Origin of the sequence: Micromonospora sp. NPDC049240 (genome assembly GCF_040647835.1) — a bacterium.
Lineage (GTDB): Bacteria > Actinomycetota > Actinomycetes > Mycobacteriales > Micromonosporaceae > Micromonospora.
In genome coordinates, this window is record NZ_JBEZCX010000015.1 from 1 (window position 1) to 16,906 (window position 16,906).

Sequence of the window (16,906 nt, forward strand, 5' to 3'; positions counted from 1 at the left end):
CAGACAGACCAAAGCCTGACCAGTCCGGGGTATAAAACAATTGGCACTGGCTTATCAAGCACCCTGTTGAGTTCTCAAAGAACAACCACACACCAACCCGAGACCCTGCATCGCAGGACCCCCGCTTGGGGCAACCTCTCTAACTTACCCGGTTCGACTTTGGCTGTCAACCTCAGGTCCGAGGTGATCACCTTGGTTCGAGCCGATCCACGCTGACGCACGCCGTACCCGGCGGTCGTTGCTGTCGTGGTTTCCGGCGGACCGGCCGGCGCCGCTCTCGCAGCCACCCGCCCGGCTCCCTGCCGGCTTCCGAACTCTACCCGGTCGGCTTCGCGTTTGCAACCCCGTGTTCCCGGAGTGTTTCCGCACCGCCCGAATCCTCAGTCTGGCTCGGCGTCACCGCCACCATCCTGATGCCCGCTCTCGGCCGGTTTGCCCCGGCTTCCCGCGTGCAGAGAGAAAGTTACGCGGAGGTGCTCCGGAAGGCAAATCAATGATCGTCATTATCTGTGGTGACCCGGGTTCCGGGGATGGCGCTCGCGGGGAGGGTCCGGATCGGGACCCGCCGTGCCAGAGTGGTCCGCATGGCTGACCTGTCCCGGCTCCCGGCCCTCGCCGAGGAGGCTCTACTCGGTCTCCTGCTGCCGTTCTGGCAGCTGGTCATCGGCGCGTTCGTGCTCGCCGTGCTGGTGCTGTCGGTGGGACGGCTGGTCCGCCGGGGCCCGTCCCGGATGGCCACCGCGCTGCTGGTCACCGCCGCGGCCATCGCCTGCTTCGCGGTGCTGGGTGTGCTCCTGGAGACCTGAGCCGGGTCAGAGCCGGCGGTTGGCGAGACTGGGCAGCTCGGCCCGGATGGTCCGCAGCCGCTCCAGGTCCACCTCGGCGACCGCCAGGCCCGGGCCGTCCGGAACCTGGCTCACCACCGTCCCCCACGGGTCCACCACCATGCTCCGCCCGAAACAGGTCCGGCCCGGGTCGTGGTCACCGGTCTGGCCGGCCGCCGCCACGAAGCACTGGTTCTCGATCGCCCGGGCCCGCAGCAGCACCTCCCAGTGGTCCCGCCCGGTGTGCATCATGAACGCGGCCGGCACGACCAGGAGTTCGGCGCCGCCGTCGACGGCGAGTTGCCGGTAGAGCTCCGGAAACCGCAGGTCGTAACAGATCGACAGGCCGACGCGGAGACCCTCGACGTCGACCACCACGGGCTTCTCCCCCGGAGCGACAGTGGCCGACTCCTGATAGGAGACCCGGCCGGGAATCTCCACGTCGTACAGGTGGATCTTCCGGTACGCGGCGGCGAGCGCGCCCGCACGGTCGAAGACCAGTGAGGTGTTCCAGGTGTGCGCCGGGTCCGGGCCGGCCTCGTGGAACGAGCCCGCGATCACCCAGAGGCCGAGCCGGCGGGCGGTCTCGGCGAAGAATCGGCCCACCGCGCCGTCGACCGGTTCGGCCGGCGGCATCCGGTCGGCGTGGCCGAGGTAGTCCACGTACTCCGGCAGGAGGGCCAGGTCGGCGCCGGCCGCCGCGGCCCGGACCAGCAGGGCCTCGGCGGCGGCGAGGTTCGCCGCCCGGTCGTCGTGGGCGTTGAGCTGGCAGACGGCGACGCGCATGAGGAGAGGGTACGGCTGCCGGCCGCTGGACGACAGGGCTCAGACGCTGGCCAGCACGAGCGCGGCGGCGGCGAATCCGAGCCCGGCCAGTTGCACCGGTCGTAGCCGTTCCCGATCCACGGCGAGCGCGAGCAGCACCGTGCTCGCCGGGTAGAGCGACGCGATGGCCGCCACCACACTGAGATGGCCCCGCGCGGCGGCGGCGAGGTAGAGCGCGTTCGCCGCGGAGTCGAGCAGTCCGGCCGCGGCGGCCCAGCCGAGCACCCGCCGGCCCAGCCGCAGGCGGACACCGGCGCGGGCGGCGAGCGCCAGACCGAACGCGATGGAGCTGACGCGCAGTGCCAGCACCGGCCACATGCCGGCGCGTTCGCCGGCCTGCCCGAGCAGCGCGAAGAAGATGCCGAAGAGCAGGCCGGCGGCGAGCGCGGTGCCGATGATCCGCCCCGAGACGCGGCCGGCGCCGCCGCGCTCGCCGAGGCTCACCAGAGCGATCGCCACCACGGCCAGCCCGGCGCCGCCCAGCGCGACGGTGCCCGGGGAGTCGGCGACGAGCAGGCCGGCGACGATCGGCACGATCGCGGCGGTGATCGCGGTGACCGGTGCCACGACGGCCATCACGCCGGTGGCGAGCGCGCGGTAGAGCAGCACCACGCCGGCCACGCCGGCCACGCCGGCGAGCAGGCCCCAGGCCAGGTCGCCTGTGGTCGGTGCGCCGGGCACGACGAGCACCAGCACACCGAGCAGCGGCAGGCTGATCATCTGCGACACCACGGTCACGGCGATCGGGTCGGCGTGCCGGGAGGCCTTGCCGCCGGAGAAGTCGGCCGTGCCGAACGCGATCGCGGAGACCGCGGCGAGCACAATGGGAAGCATCCGGCAGTCGTATCACAATAGTGACCGTGAAGGATAGTATGATGACCGAAAGCGGTGGGCGGGTGGGCGCGGTGACCGCCGCGGTCGCCCGGCAGGTACGCGATCTGCGAGCCGCGCGCGGCTGGTCCTTCGAGGAACTCGCCGGCCGGTCCGGGGTCAGCAAGGGGATGCTGGTGCAGATCGAGGGCGCCCGCACCAACCCGAGCATCGGCACGCTCTGCCGGGTGGCCGACGCGTTCGGGGTCAGCATGGCCCGGTTGCTGGAGCCGGCCGAGGAGAGCACCGTCCGGATCACCCCGGCGGACCAGGCGCCGGTGCTGTGGCGCGGCGCGCACGGTGGCGTCGCCCGCCTGCTCAGCGGCCTGGGCGAGCCCGACCTGGTGGAGCTCTGGGACTGGCGGATGCGGCCCGGCGAGGCGTTGCACTCCCCCGACCACGCCCACGGCACGCGGGAGATCCTGCACGTGCTGGACGGCGCCGTCACGGTCACCGTCGACGGCGTCGACCACCGGGTGGACGCCGGCGAGACGGTGGAGTTCCACGCCGACCGGGAGCACGGCTACCGCACGGCCGGCGACGAGCCGGTGCGACTGATGATGGTGGCGGTCACCCCGTCGGGCGAGTGGGACCGCCGGACCCGTTCACGCGGACCGCGCCCGAGCTGACCCGGGCGCGGTCGCGACGGGCGGTCAGGCCGACTTCTCCTCGCGGTCCCGGCGACGCCGGCCGGTGAACTCGCGGGGCACGATCGTCGGGTTGACGTTCTCCAGGACGGCCTCGCGGGTGATCAGCACCCGGGCGGCGTCGGGGTTGCTCGGCACCTCGTACATCACGGAGAGGAGCACCTCCTCCATGATCGCCCGCAGGCCACGGGCCCCGGTGCCGCGGAGCATGGCCTGGTCGGCGATGGCCTCCAGCGCCGGCTCTTCGAACTCCAGCTCGACGCCGTCCAGCTCGAAGAGGCGTTGATATTGCCGGACGAGCGCGTTGCGCGGCTCGGTGAGGATCCGGACCAGCGCGCTGCGGTCGAGGCTGCGCACGTTGGTGATCACCGGGAGCCGGCCGATGAACTCCGGGATCAGGCCGAACTTCAGCATGTCCTCCGGCATGACCTGGCTGAAGATGTCGTCGGTCGACCGCTCCGAGACCGACCGGAGCCGGGCGCCGAAGCCGGTGCCGCCGGAGCCGGTGCGGGACTCGATGATCTGGTCGAGGCCGGCGAACGCGCCACCGCAGATGAACAGCACGTTTGTGGTGTCGATCTGGATGAACTCCTGGTGCGGGTGCTTCCGACCGCCCTGCGGCGGCACGTTGGCCACCGTGCCCTCCAGCATCTTCAGCAGGGCCTGCTGCACGCCCTCGCCGGAGACGTCGCGCGTGATCGAGGGATTCTCCGACTTGCGGGCGATCTTGTCGACCTCGTCGATGTAGATGATGCCGGTCTCGGCGCGCTTGATGTCGTAGTCGGCGGCCTGGATCAGCTTGAGGAGGATGTTCTCCACGTCCTCGCCGACGTAGCCCGCCTCGGTGAGCGCGGTGGCGTCGGCGATCGCGAACGGGACGTTGAGCATCCGGGCCAGCGTCTGCGCCAGGTGGGTCTTGCCGCAACCGGTCGGGCCGAGCAGCAGGATGTTGGACTTGGCCAGCTCGACGCCGTCACTGCCGGAACCGGGCGCGCCCGCGGCCTCGGCCTGGATCCGCTTGTAGTGGTTGTAGACCGCGACGGCGAGCGCCTTCTTGGCCTGCTCCTGACCGACGACGTAGTTGTCGAGGAACTGGCAGATCTCCATCGGCTTGGGAAGCTCTTCCCACTTCACCTCGCCGGACTCGGCCAGCTCCTCCTCGATGATCTCGTTGCAGAGATCGATGCACTCGTCGCAGATGTAGACCCCGGGGCCCGCGATGAGCTTCTTGACCTGCTTCTGTGACTTGCCACAGAAGGAGCACTTCAGTAGGTCGCCGCCGTCACCGATCCGTGCCACCTACGTTCTCCCTGCACTCATCGGCCGGAGCGCCGGCCCTGACCTGCGGACGCCACCGCGCCCGTCCGTCCTGTCGTCCTGCTGTGCTGTCGGATCCCCCGATCCGACCCCGGAGCGGTACAGACCCGACGTTACCCGGTGGCCGGGTTTTCTCCGACCCCCAAAACGGGTGTGTCAGAGGTCGGCCGGGAACCGCCCCCGGCCGACCTCCGATCCCCGTTCGTGCTCAGCCCGCGGCGTGAGTCGCCAGCAGACCCTTCTTGCGGCTGGTCAGGATGGTGTCGACAAGCCCGTACTCCTTGGACTCCTCGGCCGTCATGATCTTGTCACGGTCGATGTCCTTACGGACCTGCTCGATCGGCCGGTTGCAGTGACGGGACAGCATGTCCTCCAACTGCGTCCGCATCCGCAGGATCTCCCGGGCCTGGATCTCGATGTCCGAGCCCTGGCCGTAGCCGCCCTCGGTGGCCGGCTGGTGGATGATGATCCGCGAGTTCGGCAGCGCCATGCGCTTGCCCGGCGTACCGGCAGCGAGCAACACCGCCGCCGCGCTGGCCGCCTGCCCGAGGCAGACGGTCTGGATGTCCGGCCGGACGTACTGCATGGTGTCGTAGATCGCCGTCATGGCGGTGAAGGAGCCGCCGGGCGAGTTGATGTACATGATGATGTCGCGGTCCGGGTCAGTGCCCTCAAGCGTCAGCAGCTGGGCCATCACGTCGTTGGCCGACGCGTCGTCCACCTGGACCCCGAGGAAGATGATCCGGTCCTCGAAGAGCTTGTTGTAGGGGTTGGACTCCTTCATCCCGTACGACGTGCGCTCGACGAACGACGGCAGGACGTAGCGGTTGTGCACGGCCGCGAACTGGGGCGGCAGGCTCAGGTCGGTCATCGTCAGCTCCTCGGTCAGCTCAGGGTCCCGGCGCCATCCGGAACCTGCGTGGCCCCGATGATCACCTTGTCGATGAAGCCGTAGTCCATGGCCTCCTGGGCGGTGAACCAGCGGTCGCGGTCCGAGTCCGCCTCGATCTGCGCCTGGGACTGGCCGGTGTGGTGCGCGACCCGCTCCTGGAACATCCGCTTGGTGTAGAGCATCTGCTCGGCCTGGATCGCGATGTCCGACGCGGTGCCGCCGAGGCCACCCGAGGGCTGGTGCATCATGATCCGCGCGTGCGGCAGGGCGTAGCGCTTGCCCTTGGTGCCGGCGCAGAGCAGCAGCTGACCCATCGAGGCGGCCATGCCCATGGCCACGGTCGACACGTCGTTGTCGATGTACTGCATGGTGTCGTAGATCGCCATGCCGGAGTAGACCGAGCCACCCGGCGAGTTGATCCAGAGGAAGATGTCGCGGTCCGGGTCCTCCGCGGCGAGCAGCAGCAGCTGCGCGCAGATGCGGTTGGCCACCTGGTCGTTCACCTCGCTGCCCAGGAAGATGATGCGTTCCTTGAGCAACCGGTTGTAGACCGAGTCGTCGAGGTTGCCAATGGAGTCGCCACCGCGGGCCTCGATCGCCCGGAGCGACTTCTTGGGGATGTGCATGTCGGTCATGGCAGCCCTTCGCTCTCCGTACCGTCCTGTCCGACACTAACCGCTCGCCCTACGGGCGTACTCCCGGTCGGGGCACTGTTCGCTCTCAGCGCAGTCACCCGCACGGCGTACCCCGGAAAGGGTTTCGGCCGCCGCCCGGCGCACAGCGCGGGACGACGGCCGTCGCCGGAACGATCAGTGCTGGTGGTCGTGCTCGGCCTCGTTCTGGGCCCGCAGCGCGTCGAGGGAGACCTCGTTGCCCGCCGCGTCCTTGATCTTGATCTTCTCCATCACCGCGGCGAGCGCCTTGCCCCGCCGGACGTCACCGAAGACGGCCGCGGCGGCGCCGGAGCGGGCGAGCTGGTCGTAGTACTGCTGCGGGGCCATGCCGGCGCGCTGCGCCCGGTGCACGATCTCGTGGCCGAACTCGTCGTCGGAGACCTGCACGTCCTCCGCGTCGGCGAGCGTGTCCAGCAGCAGCTGGATCTTGACGCCGTCGGTCGCCGCCTCGGTCAGCTCGGCGTCGATCTGCTCCTCGGTCTTCTCCTCCGCCGCGAGGTACTCCTCCAGGGAGGCGCCGATGCGCTCGAGCTGGTCGACCATCGCGGCCTTGCGGCTCTCGACCTCCTCCTTGACGACACCCTCCGGCGCCGGCACCTCGGCGGCGGCCACCATCTGCTCCAGCGCCTTGTCGCGGGCGGCGTAGATCTGCTCGACCTGCTTGCCGCGGGTGACCCGCTCGCGCAGGTCGGCGCGCAGCTCCTCGATGGTGTCGAACTCGCTGGCCATCTGCGCGAAGTCGTCGTCGAGCTCGGGGAGCTCCTTCTCCTTCACCGTGCGGACGGTCACCGCCACCTCGGCGTCGCGGCCGGCGAAGTCACCGCCGACGAGCTGGGTGGTGAAGGTGGTGCTGTCCCCGGCAGCCAGGCCGACCAGCGCCTCGTCCAGCCCCGGCAGGAGCTGCTTGCTGCCGACCTCGTGCGAGATGTTGCTCGCCGAACCGCCGGGGACGTCCTCGCCGTCGACGGTCGCGTTCAGGTCGATCTGGACGAAGTCGCCGTCCTGGGCGGCGCGCTCCACCGTCTTCAGCGTGGCGAACCGCTCGCGCAGGCTGTTGACCTGCTCGTCGATCTCGCTGTCGGCGATCTCGATCTCGTCGACGGTCACCTCGATGGTGGCCGGGTCCGGCAGGGTGATCTCCGGACGGACGTCGACCTCGGCGGTGAAGTTGAGCGAGTCACCGTCGTTGAACTCGGTGATGTCGACCTCGGGGCGGCCGAGCGTCTTGAGGTCGTGCTCCCGGACCGCGGCGAGGATGTTCTGCGGGATGGCCTCCTGGATCGCCTCGTTGAGGACGGTCCCCCGGCCCACCCGCTGGTCGATCACGGCGCTGGGAACCTTGCCCCGGCGGAAGCCGGGAACCTGGACCTGCTGCCCGATCTCCCGGTACGCCTTCTTGAGGCTCGGCTCGAGCTCGACGAACGGCACCTCGATGGCGAGCCGCACGCGCGTCGGGCTCAGAGTCTCGACGGTGCTCTTCACAGGCGTACTCCTTGACGGATCTGGGTGTCGATTCTGGGGCGTGATTGCGCGCATCGAGTGTAGGCGAGTCGGCCTGCGGCATCGGCAGGGCCCGGGTACCGCGCGGAGAAACCGGCGGTTCCCGGGACGATCCGGTCGCGAACGACAGTCGGGGTGGCGGGATTTGAACCCACGGCCCCTCGCTCCCAAAGCGAGTGCGCTACCAAGCTGCGCCACACCCCGTGGCGACAAAGAGTGTATGCCGTCCGGGCCCTCCCGCGGGTGACCGGGGCACCACGGGCCCGCGTGGGGCGCGCGGTCCGCCGGTGGGGGATGCGCGTGCGGCCCGGAGGATTCGGTACGCTGTCGCGTGTGCCCCGTCGACGCGGGGCGCTCGCGGGCGTAGCTCAATGGTAGAGCTTCAGTCTTCCAAACTGACTACGCGGGTTCGATTCCCGTCGCCCGCTCCACCGCTCCACCGGCGTTCAGGCGTCGATTCGTCTCCGGATCCGTTCCGCGTCCTCCGCCGGCAGCGCGTCGGCCACCAGCACCCGGGGCAGCAGGTCCGGCTCCGTCGTCACGGCCCGGAACAGGAACGCCACGGTCACCTCGTGGTCCGGCCGGTGCACGACCTCCACCGGATCGCCGGCCCGGACCGCGCCCGGCTCGACCACCCGCAGGTACGCCCCCGGCACCGCGGCCCGGGTGAACCGCCTGATCCAGCCCTGCTCGCCCAGCCAGCCCTGGAACGTGCCGCACGGGATGCGCGCGCAGGAGACCTCCAGGACCAGCTCCGCCCCGACCCGCCACCGCTCACCGACCAGCGCGCCGTTCACGTCCACACCGGTGGTGGTCAGGTTCTCGCCGAAGCTGCCGTTGCCCAGCGGCCGGCCCAGCTCGGCCTGCCAGCGGTCCAGATCCTCCCGGGCGTACGCGTAGACCGCCTGGTCGGTGCCGCCGTGGTGGGCCACGTCGTAGACCCGGTCGCCGGCCAGACCGACCTCGCCGGCGCCCTTCGGGCCGGGCGCGCTGACCGCGACCGGGCCGTCGACGGGTCGCTTGTCGATGCCGGTCGACGCGATCCCCTTCCAGGGGTTGGGTCGGGGCCGGCCCACGTTCACGGAGAGCACCTTCATGGCGGCGACGGTAGGCGCTGACCACCCGGCCGGGCCACCCGATTCCGCGTACCGGGTGAGGGGCGGGGCGGCGCGGGCTGCGTACGATGCGGGGCCGGACGTGCCCCTCGTCGGGTGGAGGTAGTGACGGATGTCAGGCCAGCAGGACGGTTTCGCCCTCGGCGTGGACCTCGGCACCTCGAACACGGTGGCGGTGCTGCGCCGGCCGGACGGGACCACCCGGCCGCTGCTGGTGGACGGCCACCCGATCCTGCCGTCCGGCGTGTACGCCGACACCGCCGGCCACCTGCACGTCGGGCGGGACGCCCAGCGCCTGGCCCAGGCCGACCCGGCCGGCTACGAGCCGAACCCGAAGCGGCGGGTCGACGAGGAGACCGTCGAGCTGGGCGGGCGGGCGTACCGGCCGGCGGAGCTGCTGGCCACGGCGCTGCGGATGGTCGCGGACGCCGCGGTGGCCGCGGTCGGTCTGCTGCCCCCGGCGGTGGTGACGCATCCGGCGGTCTGGCCGCCGGCCCGGCGGCAGGTGCTGCACGACGCGCTGGAACTGGCCGGCTGGCCGGCCGCGGCCGAGCACACGCTCGCCGGACCGATCGCGCCCGGCACCCGCCTGCTGCGCGAGCCGGTGGCCGCGGCCCGCTACTTCACCCAGGTGCTGCGCCGGCCGGTGCCGGTGGGCGGCGCGGTGGCGGTGTTCGACTTCGGCGGCGGCACGCTCGACGTGGCCGTGCTGCGCAACGAGGGTGCCGACCCGTGGGGCGACTCCGGCTTCCACCTGGTCGCCACCGGCGGGATCGACGACCTGGGCGGCCTCGACCTGGACGCGGCCCTGCTCGGGCGGCTCGGCGAGCTGGTGGGTCCGGCCCACCCCGGGCGCTGGGCCCGGCTGACCGACCCGGCGACCACCGCCGACCGGCGCGACCGGCAGCAGCTCTGGGACAACGTGCGCGGGGCCAAGGAGATGCTCTCCCGGGTGATGGTCGCGCCGGTGGCCGTGCCGGGGGTGGAGGCGGCCGTGCCGCTGACCCGGGAGGACTTCGAGCGTCTCGCCGCGCCGCTGCTCGCCCGCGCGGTCGCCGAGACCCGGCGGGTGACCGCCGCCGCCGGGGTGCGGCCCGAGCAGCTCTCCGGCCTGTTCCTGGTCGGCGGCTCCACCCGGATCCCGCTGGTGGCCCGGCTGCTCCACGCCGAGCTGGGCATCGCGCCGACCGTGCTGGAGCAGCCGGAACTCCCGGTCGCCGAGGGGGCGCTGACCGATCTGCCGCTGCCCCGCCGGGCCGGCCGGCCCGGTGCCCGGCCGCCCGCCGGAAGCCCCGCCGCACCGGCCGGGGCCGCGGGAGCACCGGCCGCCGGCTCGTTGACGCCGGACCCGACCGTGGCCCACCCGACGCCCGGCCCGACGTCCGAGGACCGGGCGGCGACCGTCGGCGCGGCGACCACCGTCGCCGGCCCGACCGCCGGAGCGGCGACCACCGCGCCCGGCGGCCCGCACGGCACGCTGGTCGCCGACGTGGCCGGCCACACCCTTGCGGGGTACGCCGCGCCGGCGTACGCCGGGAGTGGTGCTCCCGCGACGTCGGCCGGGCAGCCCGCGCCGACGCACGCCGCGCCCGGCGTACCCCCGGGTTGGGCGCCCCCGGCGGGCGGTCCCGGCACGCCGGACGGCGCGTCCTCCGGCGGCGGCCGGCGCGGCCGGTGGCTCGCGCTGGGCGCCGCGCTCGCGGTGGTCGGCGTGACGGCGGCGACGCTGCTCTGGGTGTTCCGGGACCGGCACCCGGCGCTGGACTTCCACCCGCCGGAGCTGGTCGGGACCGTGGCCGCGGGCGACGAGCGGCCGGGTGAGATGTTCACCGCGACGCTTGCCGACCGCGCCTACCTGGCCTGGTCGCTGCCCGACGACCGGCTGAACGTGGTCGCGGTGGACGCCGCCACCGGCCGGCGGATCTGGGAGAAGCAGACCCGGGCGAGCGCCGACCGGTGGGCGGGGGTCCGGGCGCTGCCGGACGGGGTGGCCGTGGTGGCCGACGCCTCCGGCACCAGCACCCCCCGACCGTTCGCGGTGCTCGACGGCGACTCGGGCGAGCAGCGGTGGACCATGGACATCCAGGGCGACGACCAGATCTTCGTCAGCGCCGACACCGTGGTCCGGCTGGACCGCGCCGGCAACCGCCTGGTCGGGTTGCGGTTGGACAACGGCCGGCAGCGGTGGGAGCGGGCCAACCCGCGCACCGAGTACGGCGACGCCCGGACCGTGGTGGTGCCGGTCGCCACCGGGGCGGCGCTCGACGGCACGGCGTACCGGGACGGCTCGCCCCGTGCGCCCTGGTCGGGCGAGGCCGACCGGCTGGTCCAGGTGGGCGCGGACCGGTCGGTGCGGGTGGTGGCCATGGACGACGGAAAGATCCTGCGCAGCCGGGGCAACGTGGCCGACCTGGACGACCCGGTGGCCGCCCGGGACGACCGGCTGTACGTGGCGGAGAGCGACCGGGGCCTGCGGTTGGTCTCCTACGACCTCGGCAGTCTCGGCACGCCGGACGTGCGGTACGAGGCGACGGAACGGGACAGCCGGGCGCGGGCGCTGGTCACCTGTGGTGAGCACCGCGCCTGCCTGTTGGAGGTGCCGAGCGCGGGCGCCGACGACACCCGGGTGGTGGTCGTGGCGGACGGCGAGGACAGCCGGCGCTGGCCGGCCCCGGGCGCGCAGCGGCTGGTCCCGCTCGGCGACCACCTGCTGGCCGCGCGGGACTCGCCCCGGGACGCGGTGACGGTGTTCACCCCGGACGGCACGGCGGTGCTGCGCGACCGGGACGGGGTGGCGGTCCGGCTGGACGCCGGCAACCTGCTGCTCTTCGGCAAGGCGCCCAGCGGCTACGAGGACGACCAGGTCCTCGCCGGGCTGGCGGTGGACGGCAAGCCGGTCGAGATGGGCGAGGTGAAGCAGATCCGCGGCGAGTCGTGTTCCTGGACCACCGAGGTGCTGGTGTGCGGCGCGGAGAAGGAGTTCCGGCTGTACCGGTTCGCCGGCTGACCGGTGCCGCCGGTGCGCCGCCGGCCGCCGGTGAACCACGACCCGACCGGCGCGACCGAAAGTGAGCTTGACAGGCGTCGATGTCTCGACTGGTCTGGGGGCAGTGAGATCGACGTCCGTCAGGAGGCACCTTGTTCGTCCGACGACGGTGGACCGCACTCGCCACCACCGGCATCCTGATCACCGCCGCCCTGTCCCACCCCGGTCCCGGCGTGGCCGCGCCGGCCGCCCCCGCGATCACCCTCGCCCCCACCGAGACCGCCCTGGTCCGGGTGCGCCTGGCCGACGAGGCGCAGCTCGCCCGCCTGGTCGCTGCCGGTGCCGACCTGGCCAACCGCCCCCGCTCCCGCGACGGCCACCCGGTCGCCGACCTCGTCCTCACCGGCCGGCAGCTCGCCGACCTCACCCGGCAGGGGGCGAGCGCGCTCCAGGTGGTGCAGCGCGCCGACGACGGCACCCGGCGGCTCGCCGAGAGCGCCCGCGCGGCGCAGGCCCGTACCCGCGCCGGACTGCGCGCCGCCGACGGCACCGACACGCTCCAGTTCCTCCAGGCGTACTGGTGGACCACCGGCGGGAAGACGTTCCTCCAGGCCCAGGTGGCCACCACCGCCACCGACGACCCGGACGTGGAGATCACGGTGAGCTGGCGGACGGCGGACGGTGCCACCGGCTCCTTCCCGCTGTACCGGTTCGAGGACTCCGGCGAGTACCAGTACCACTACGCGCTGCCGCAGCCGGCTCCCGGCCAGCCGGTGCAGTTCACCGCCACCTCCAGCCTGGGTGGCACGAGCCGGCCGGTCACCCCGGCGCGCTGGCCGGACGCCACCCCGCCGCCGCAGCCGGCCGGCTACCAGAAGGACTTCATCGACGCCTACCTGACGCCCGTCGACATCAGGGCGCGGATCGCCCGGCTGGGCCGCCAGTACCGCGACCTGGTCGACGTCATCGACCTGCCGAACCGCACCCAGGGCTACCGACGCACCGCCGCCGCGTACCTCGGCGACCCGGCCGTCGCCGCCCTGGTGGTGGAGTCGGTGCGCTTCGGCGACCAGGGCATGAACGGCGTGCAGGCGCGTACCGTCGACCCGGGTCGGGCCAGCCGGCCGCTGACCGTGCGGTACCGGGACCGGGTGCTCACGGTCTCCCTGGCCACCGACGCCGCCGGCAAGGTGACCAGCAGCACCGACGACGTCGCCGCCGCGATCAACGTGCGGCAGGGCAGCCGCTTCCGGGCCACCGTGGAGGACGGCTCGGCCGGACTGCCGATGCCGGTGGCCGGCCCGGTACGCCTCGACGACGGCCTCCAGGGCACCGAGGTGCCGACCCGGCCGTGGACCGTGCAGGCGCTGCGGATCGGCAGGCACCGGGACGGCTCCCGGGTCGGGGTGCTCGCGTACTCGCAGGAACATGCCCGGGAGTGGGCGACGCCGCTGGTCACGCTGGAGTTCGCGGAACGGCTGCTGGCCAACGCCCGCACCGACGCGGCGACCCGGCAACTGCTGGAGCAGGTCGACGTGTTCGTGATCCCGACCGTGAACCCGGACGGCGCGAACTACTCGTTCCACGACTACAACCTCCAGCGCAAGAACCTGGTCAACCACTGCACCGGCACCGCCCGCGACCCGAGGTACCGCAGCACCTGGGGCGTGGACGTCAACCGCAACTACACGGTCGGGTCGCTGTTCGACGGGTACGTGGGCGCCAGCGCCAACTGCCTGTCCGGCAACTACGCGGGCACCGCCGAGCTGTCCGAGGCGGAGAGCCGCAACGTGATCGACCTGGCCCGGGCGCATCCCAACATCAAGTTCGCGATGAACGTGCACTCCTACGGCGGCTACTTCATGTGGCCGCCCGGCGCGTACCGGGCGGACGGCCGGGTGACGCTGCCGCGGCCGTCGATCGACGAGTCGACGCTGTTCCTGGCAAGCGCGCGCCGCATCGTCGGGGCCATCGCCACCGAACGCGGCACGGTCACCTGGCCGTCGCAGACCGGCCCGGTCGCCGACGTGCTCTACTCGGCGGCCGGCAACTCGGCCGACCAGCTCTACTACGAGCTGGGCATCTTCGCCTGGGACTTCGAGGTCGGCAACGACCGCTGGAACGAGGCCACCGGGCAGTGGGAGGGCGTCGGCTTCCAGCCGCCCTTCGACGAGGCGCACGGCGAGTCCCAGGAGTACGCCGGTGGCCTGGTGGAACTGGTCCGGGTGGCCCGCGACTACGCGGCCGGGGCGCGTTGACCCGGGCGGTCCCCGGCCGGCACCTCGGCCGGGGACCGCGGTTTCCGGCCACGGCCGGGGGTAGGGCGGTCACGGCGAGCCGGGTGTCGAGGATCCCGCCGCGCGGGTCGCCTCACCGAAGGCCGACGCCGAGGAGCAGTGAGCCCTCAGCCCAACGGGCGACGGATGAACCGGGCGGCGCGGGGTAATGCGAGCGCCGTCCTGGTGGAGTGACGGCCGGCGTCGCGGCGTACCGCGACCGGGGCCCGGGCGGGCGGCGGCAGCGTCGCCCGCCCGCGGCGAGCGCCCGCGCATCCTCGTCGATCATGGAACCGGCACCGACCAGCGTGCGCTCACGTGAAACCGGTGCGCATCCTCCCTGTTCTCCTGGCCTGCGTCGCGGTCACGGCGCTCACCGCCTGCGGCGGCGAGGACACCTCGACGAACGACGCGCGGGCGGCGGCACCGAAGCCGACCGACCCGCGCGTCCCGGACGTCAGTTGCCGGTGACCCAGTTCCAGGCCGAGACCACCCACTCGGTCTGCTGGAGGTAGGCCACCCCGACGCCGGCCAGGAACAGCGCGGTGATCATGTGCGCGCCCCGCGCGCTGCGGCGCACCCGGCCGAGCTGCCGCTCCAGGATCAGCCGGCCGAGCAGCCGGGCCAGCGCGAACAGGCCGACGGCGGTGAGCAGGCTGAGCACGAACGTGAGCAGCGGGGCGACCAGGTTGCCCCGGCCGGAGATCGCCCAGATGCCCCAACAGACGAACGTGAACAGGGCGCCCGCCGCGCTCCACTCCCCGCCCCGGCGGGCCTGGGCGAGGTGCCAGCTCATCGACCGGCGGGGCGTCGAGGCGTCGGCCCAGTCGCCGGACGCCCCGTGCTCGACGGTGGGGAACTGTTCCGTCCGGGGCGTACGCGGCCGGCCGACCGCCGCCACCCCGCGCTGGAACGCGTCCCGCTGGGAGGGCACCACCCCCGGCTGGGGCGGCACCTCCACGGTGCGCTCCGCCCACGGCTGTGTCTGGTCCGCCATGCTTCGTCCTCCCCCTCGACCGACGTCCGCCTCCGCTGTCGAGGGTAGCCACCCGGCAAATAGGGTGCCGACCCCGGCGGCGATGGGGTAGACACGGGCGATGACCGACGCGGTGGTGCCCCGGGCCGACGACTTCGACGAGATCGCCGCCTTCCTGGCGCTCTGCTTCCACGGCGACACCGACCCCGAGGTGCAGGAGGTCGAGCGCCCGATCTTCGAGCCGGAACGTTCCCTGCTGATCCGCGACGGCGGGACGGCGGTCGCGCACGCCGGCGCGTTCAGCCGCGACCTGGCCGTACCGGGCGGGAGCGTGCCGGCCGCGCACGTGAGCATGGTGGCGGTCGCCCCGACGCATCGCCGTCGCGGCCTGCTCACCGGCCTGATGCGGCGGCAGTTGCGCGAGATCCGCGACGCCGGGCGGGAGCCGGTCGCGGTGCTCTGGGCCAGCGAGGGCCGCATCTATCCCCGCTTCGGCTACGGCTCGGCGGCGCAGCGGCTGATGCTGACCGCGGACACCACCGGGCTGCGGCTGCCCGCCCCGACGCCCGCCGAGGGCACGCTGCGCCTGGACCGGCCGGCCCCGCACACCGACGAGTTGGCCCGACTGTACGAGCGGGCGCGCGCCGACCGCCCCGGCTGGTCCCGACGGGACGAGCGCTGGTGGGCGTACGTGCTGTTGGACGCGAAGGGACGCCGGGGCGGCGCCACGGAGCGCCGGGTGCTGTTGCACCACGGGCCGGACGGGCTCGACGGCTATGCGCTCTACCGGACGAAGGAGGACTGGGTCGGCGACGTCCCCCGGGGCGAGGTGCAGGTCGGCGAGGTGGTGGCCGTCACCCCGGAGGCGTCGCTGGCGCTGTGGCGGCTGCTGCTCTCGGTCGACCTGACCCGGCGGCTGTCGTTCCCGACCGCCGCCGTGGACGAGCCGCTGCTGCGCCTGGTGGACGAGCCGCGCCAACTGGCCCCGCAGCTCGCCGACGCGCTCTGGGTGCGGGTGGTGGACGTGCCGGCCGCGCTCGCCGCCCGCCGGTACGCCACCGACGTGGACGTGGTGATCGAGGTCACCGACGATCTGCTGCCGGAGAACACCGGCCGGTGGCGGCTGGTCGGCGGGCCGGCCGGCGCCGAGTGCTCGGCCACCACCTCGCCGGCCGGGGTGGCCTGCGACGTCCGCGCGCTCGGCGAACTTCTGCTGAGCGGCACCACGCCGGCTGCGCTGGCCGCCGCCGGCCGGGTCCGCGAACTGCTCCCGAACACGTTGGCCGCCGCCACCCCCGCCTTCACCTGGCACCGTGCCCCGTCCCCGATGGAGAACTTCTGACCCATCCGGTCCCGCCCCTCGTCGACGATCATGAGGTTGGCGGTGCGGTGTGTCCGGATCGTCCCCGCCAACTTCATGATCGTCCGACGCGGACGGACGAGGCCGGTGGGCGGCGCGGTTGGGCGGTACGGTCGGGGGGTGGGTGAGGCGGAGCGGCGGCGGCGGCGACTGCGGCATCACGGCGAGGCGACCGAGCCGTCGGCGGCCGGGGAGACGAGCGCGGCCACGGCCGCGGTCGACGACGATGTCGCCCCCCGACCGCCACGTGGCGTCAGACGCGCCGAGCCGGAATCGTCGGACGACGGCTCCAGGGCGCCGCGCGGCGTCAGACGCGCCGAGCCGGAATCGTCGGACGACGGCTCCAGGGCGCCGCGCGGCGTCAGACGCGCCGAGCTGGAGTCGTCGGAGCCTCGCGGGCGTCGCGGCGCCCCGTCCGCCGACGACGGCGAACGGGGGCTACGCGGTCTCGTCGGCTCGGGGTCGTCGCAGGTGAGCGTCACCGCCGCGCTGCGGGCCCGGGACGCCGCCCGCCCCAGCGAGGACGACCTCGCCGCGGCCGAGGCACGGGTGGTGCTGGTGCGCCGCAACTGGGTGCCCCGCGAGGACCTGCCGCGCGGCGGACGCTGACCACCACGCCGGGCCGCGCCGGGCCCGGCCGGACG

Annotated in this window: 14 protein-coding genes, 2 tRNA genes and 1 pseudogene; 8 read left to right on the plus strand and 9 right to left on the minus strand. The window is 73.2% G+C overall.

Translation table 11 applies throughout. From position 1 onward, the window contains the following. Positions 1–584: 584 nt before the first annotated feature. On the plus strand, positions 585–806 hold the full coding sequence (locus AB0B02_RS22560) for a hypothetical protein (RefSeq protein ID WP_281937297.1): 222 nt from the start codon (positions 585–587) through the stop codon (positions 804–806). A 6-nt stretch (positions 807–812) separates the two neighbouring features. Here AB0B02_RS22560 and AB0B02_RS22565 read toward each other — a convergent pair whose 3' ends face one another. Together AB0B02_RS22565 and AB0B02_RS22570 are read right to left on the minus strand one after the other, a co-directional pair. Then, positions 813–1,610 (minus strand): carbon-nitrogen hydrolase family protein, encoded by a 798-nt coding sequence (locus AB0B02_RS22565; protein WP_357303180.1) that lies wholly within the window; start codon positions 1,608–1,610, stop codon positions 813–815. Positions 1,611–1,649: 39 nt separating this feature from the next. After that, a complete protein-coding gene (locus AB0B02_RS22570; protein ID WP_357303183.1) occupies positions 1,650–2,483 on the minus strand; it encodes an EamA family transporter in 834 nt (277 codons plus the stop codon). A 41-nt stretch (positions 2,484–2,524) separates the two neighbouring features. Here AB0B02_RS22570 and AB0B02_RS22575 point away from each other — a divergent pair, with 41 nt between their 5' ends. Further along, positions 2,525–3,148: an XRE family transcriptional regulator gene (locus AB0B02_RS22575; RefSeq protein WP_357303186.1), complete on the plus strand. Its 624-nt coding sequence runs from the start codon at positions 2,525–2,527 to the stop codon at positions 3,146–3,148. Between the two features lie 24 nt (positions 3,149–3,172). Here AB0B02_RS22575 and clpX read toward each other — a convergent pair whose 3' ends face one another. The 5 genes from clpX to AB0B02_RS22600 form a co-directional block, all read right to left on the minus strand. Next, positions 3,173–4,465 (minus strand): ATP-dependent Clp protease ATP-binding subunit ClpX, encoded by a 1,293-nt coding sequence (gene clpX / locus AB0B02_RS22580; protein WP_281937306.1) that lies wholly within the window; start codon positions 4,463–4,465, stop codon positions 3,173–3,175. 226 nt (positions 4,466–4,691) lie between these two features. Further along, positions 4,692–5,354: an ATP-dependent Clp protease proteolytic subunit gene (locus tag AB0B02_RS22585; RefSeq protein ID WP_091069591.1), complete on the minus strand. Its 663-nt coding sequence runs from the start codon at positions 5,352–5,354 to the stop codon at positions 4,692–4,694. 14 nt (positions 5,355–5,368) lie between these two features. Next, entirely contained in the window at positions 5,369–6,010 is a 642-nt protein-coding gene (locus tag AB0B02_RS22590; RefSeq protein WP_107155907.1) for an ATP-dependent Clp protease proteolytic subunit, read from the minus strand. Positions 6,011–6,184: 174 nt separating this feature from the next. Beyond that, positions 6,185–7,531 carry a trigger factor gene (gene tig, locus AB0B02_RS22595; protein WP_158273812.1) on the minus strand — a complete coding sequence of 449 codons (1,347 nt, stop codon included), beginning with the start codon at positions 7,529–7,531 and terminating at the stop codon, positions 6,185–6,187. A gap of 148 nt (positions 7,532–7,679) precedes the next feature. Next, positions 7,680–7,753: transfer RNA gene (locus tag AB0B02_RS22600), tRNA-Pro, on the minus strand. A gap of 153 nt (positions 7,754–7,906) precedes the next feature. Between AB0B02_RS22600 and AB0B02_RS22605 the strand changes: the two genes are divergently transcribed. Next, a tRNA-Gly gene (locus tag AB0B02_RS22605) sits at positions 7,907–7,980 on the plus strand. 15 nt (positions 7,981–7,995) lie between these two features. Here AB0B02_RS22605 and AB0B02_RS22610 read toward each other — a convergent pair. Continuing rightward, positions 7,996–8,646, minus strand: coding sequence for an MOSC domain-containing protein (locus tag AB0B02_RS22610; RefSeq protein ID WP_357303193.1), 651 nt, complete (start codon positions 8,644–8,646; stop codon positions 7,996–7,998). A 130-nt stretch (positions 8,647–8,776) separates the two neighbouring features. Here AB0B02_RS22610 and AB0B02_RS22615 point away from each other — a divergent pair, with 130 nt between their 5' ends. The 3 genes from AB0B02_RS22615 (at position 8,777) to AB0B02_RS22625 (ending at position 14,397) form a co-directional block, all read left to right on the plus strand. Next, positions 8,777–11,671 (plus strand): Hsp70 family protein, encoded by a 2,895-nt coding sequence (locus AB0B02_RS22615; RefSeq protein WP_357303196.1) that lies wholly within the window; start codon positions 8,777–8,779, stop codon positions 11,669–11,671. A 131-nt stretch (positions 11,672–11,802) separates the two neighbouring features. Further along, complete coding sequence (locus AB0B02_RS22620; RefSeq protein WP_357303199.1) at positions 11,803–13,908, plus strand: M14 family zinc carboxypeptidase; 2,106 nt, start codon at positions 11,803–11,805, stop codon at positions 13,906–13,908. Between the two features lie 336 nt (positions 13,909–14,244). Next, positions 14,245–14,397 carry a hypothetical protein gene (locus AB0B02_RS22625; RefSeq protein WP_357303202.1) on the plus strand — a complete coding sequence of 51 codons (153 nt, stop codon included), beginning with the start codon at positions 14,245–14,247 and terminating at the stop codon, positions 14,395–14,397. Here the strand turns inward: AB0B02_RS22625 and AB0B02_RS22630 are convergent. Further along, positions 14,384–14,923, minus strand: coding sequence for a hypothetical protein (locus tag AB0B02_RS22630; RefSeq protein ID WP_281937322.1), 540 nt, complete (start codon positions 14,921–14,923; stop codon positions 14,384–14,386). The two genes, AB0B02_RS22625 and AB0B02_RS22630, sit on opposite strands and share 14 nt — an antisense overlap. A gap of 100 nt (positions 14,924–15,023) precedes the next feature. Between AB0B02_RS22630 and AB0B02_RS22635 the strand changes: the two genes are divergently transcribed. Further along, positions 15,024–16,244, plus strand: a complete 1,221-nt coding sequence (locus AB0B02_RS22635) for a GNAT family N-acetyltransferase (protein WP_357303206.1) — start codon at positions 15,024–15,026, stop codon at positions 16,242–16,244. A gap of 411 nt (positions 16,245–16,655) precedes the next feature. Continuing rightward, positions 16,656–16,871: pseudogene (locus AB0B02_RS22640) on the plus strand (hypothetical protein); the annotation flags it as partial. Positions 16,872–16,906 lie beyond the last annotated feature (35 nt).

Bases quoted from the DNA above. Each gene is read 5' to 3' on its own strand.
- AB0B02_RS22575 (WP_357303186.1), top strand. From the start codon at position 2,525: ATGACCGAAAGCGGTGGGCGGGTGGGCGCGGTGACCGCCGCGGTCGCC.
- AB0B02_RS22635 (WP_357303206.1), top strand. From the start codon at position 15,024: ATGACCGACGCGGTGGTGCCCCGGGCCGACGACTTCGACGAGATCGCC.
- AB0B02_RS22565 (WP_357303180.1), bottom strand. From the start codon at position 1,610: ATGCGCGTCGCCGTCTGCCAGCTCAACGCCCACGACGACCGGGCGGCG.
- AB0B02_RS22585 (WP_091069591.1), bottom strand. From the start codon at position 5,354: ATGACCGACCTGAGCCTGCCGCCCCAGTTCGCGGCCGTGCACAACCGC.
- AB0B02_RS22560 (WP_281937297.1), top strand. From the start codon at position 585: ATGGCTGACCTGTCCCGGCTCCCGGCCCTCGCCGAGGAGGCTCTACTC.
- AB0B02_RS22615 (WP_357303196.1), top strand. From the start codon at position 8,777: ATGTCAGGCCAGCAGGACGGTTTCGCCCTCGGCGTGGACCTCGGCACC.
- AB0B02_RS22610 (WP_357303193.1), bottom strand. From the start codon at position 8,646: ATGAAGGTGCTCTCCGTGAACGTGGGCCGGCCCCGACCCAACCCCTGG.
- AB0B02_RS22590 (WP_107155907.1), bottom strand. From the start codon at position 6,010: ATGACCGACATGCACATCCCCAAGAAGTCGCTCCGGGCGATCGAGGCC.
- AB0B02_RS22570 (WP_357303183.1), bottom strand. From the start codon at position 2,483: ATGCTTCCCATTGTGCTCGCCGCGGTCTCCGCGATCGCGTTCGGCACG.
- AB0B02_RS22630 (WP_281937322.1), bottom strand. From the start codon at position 14,923: ATGGCGGACCAGACACAGCCGTGGGCGGAGCGCACCGTGGAGGTGCCG.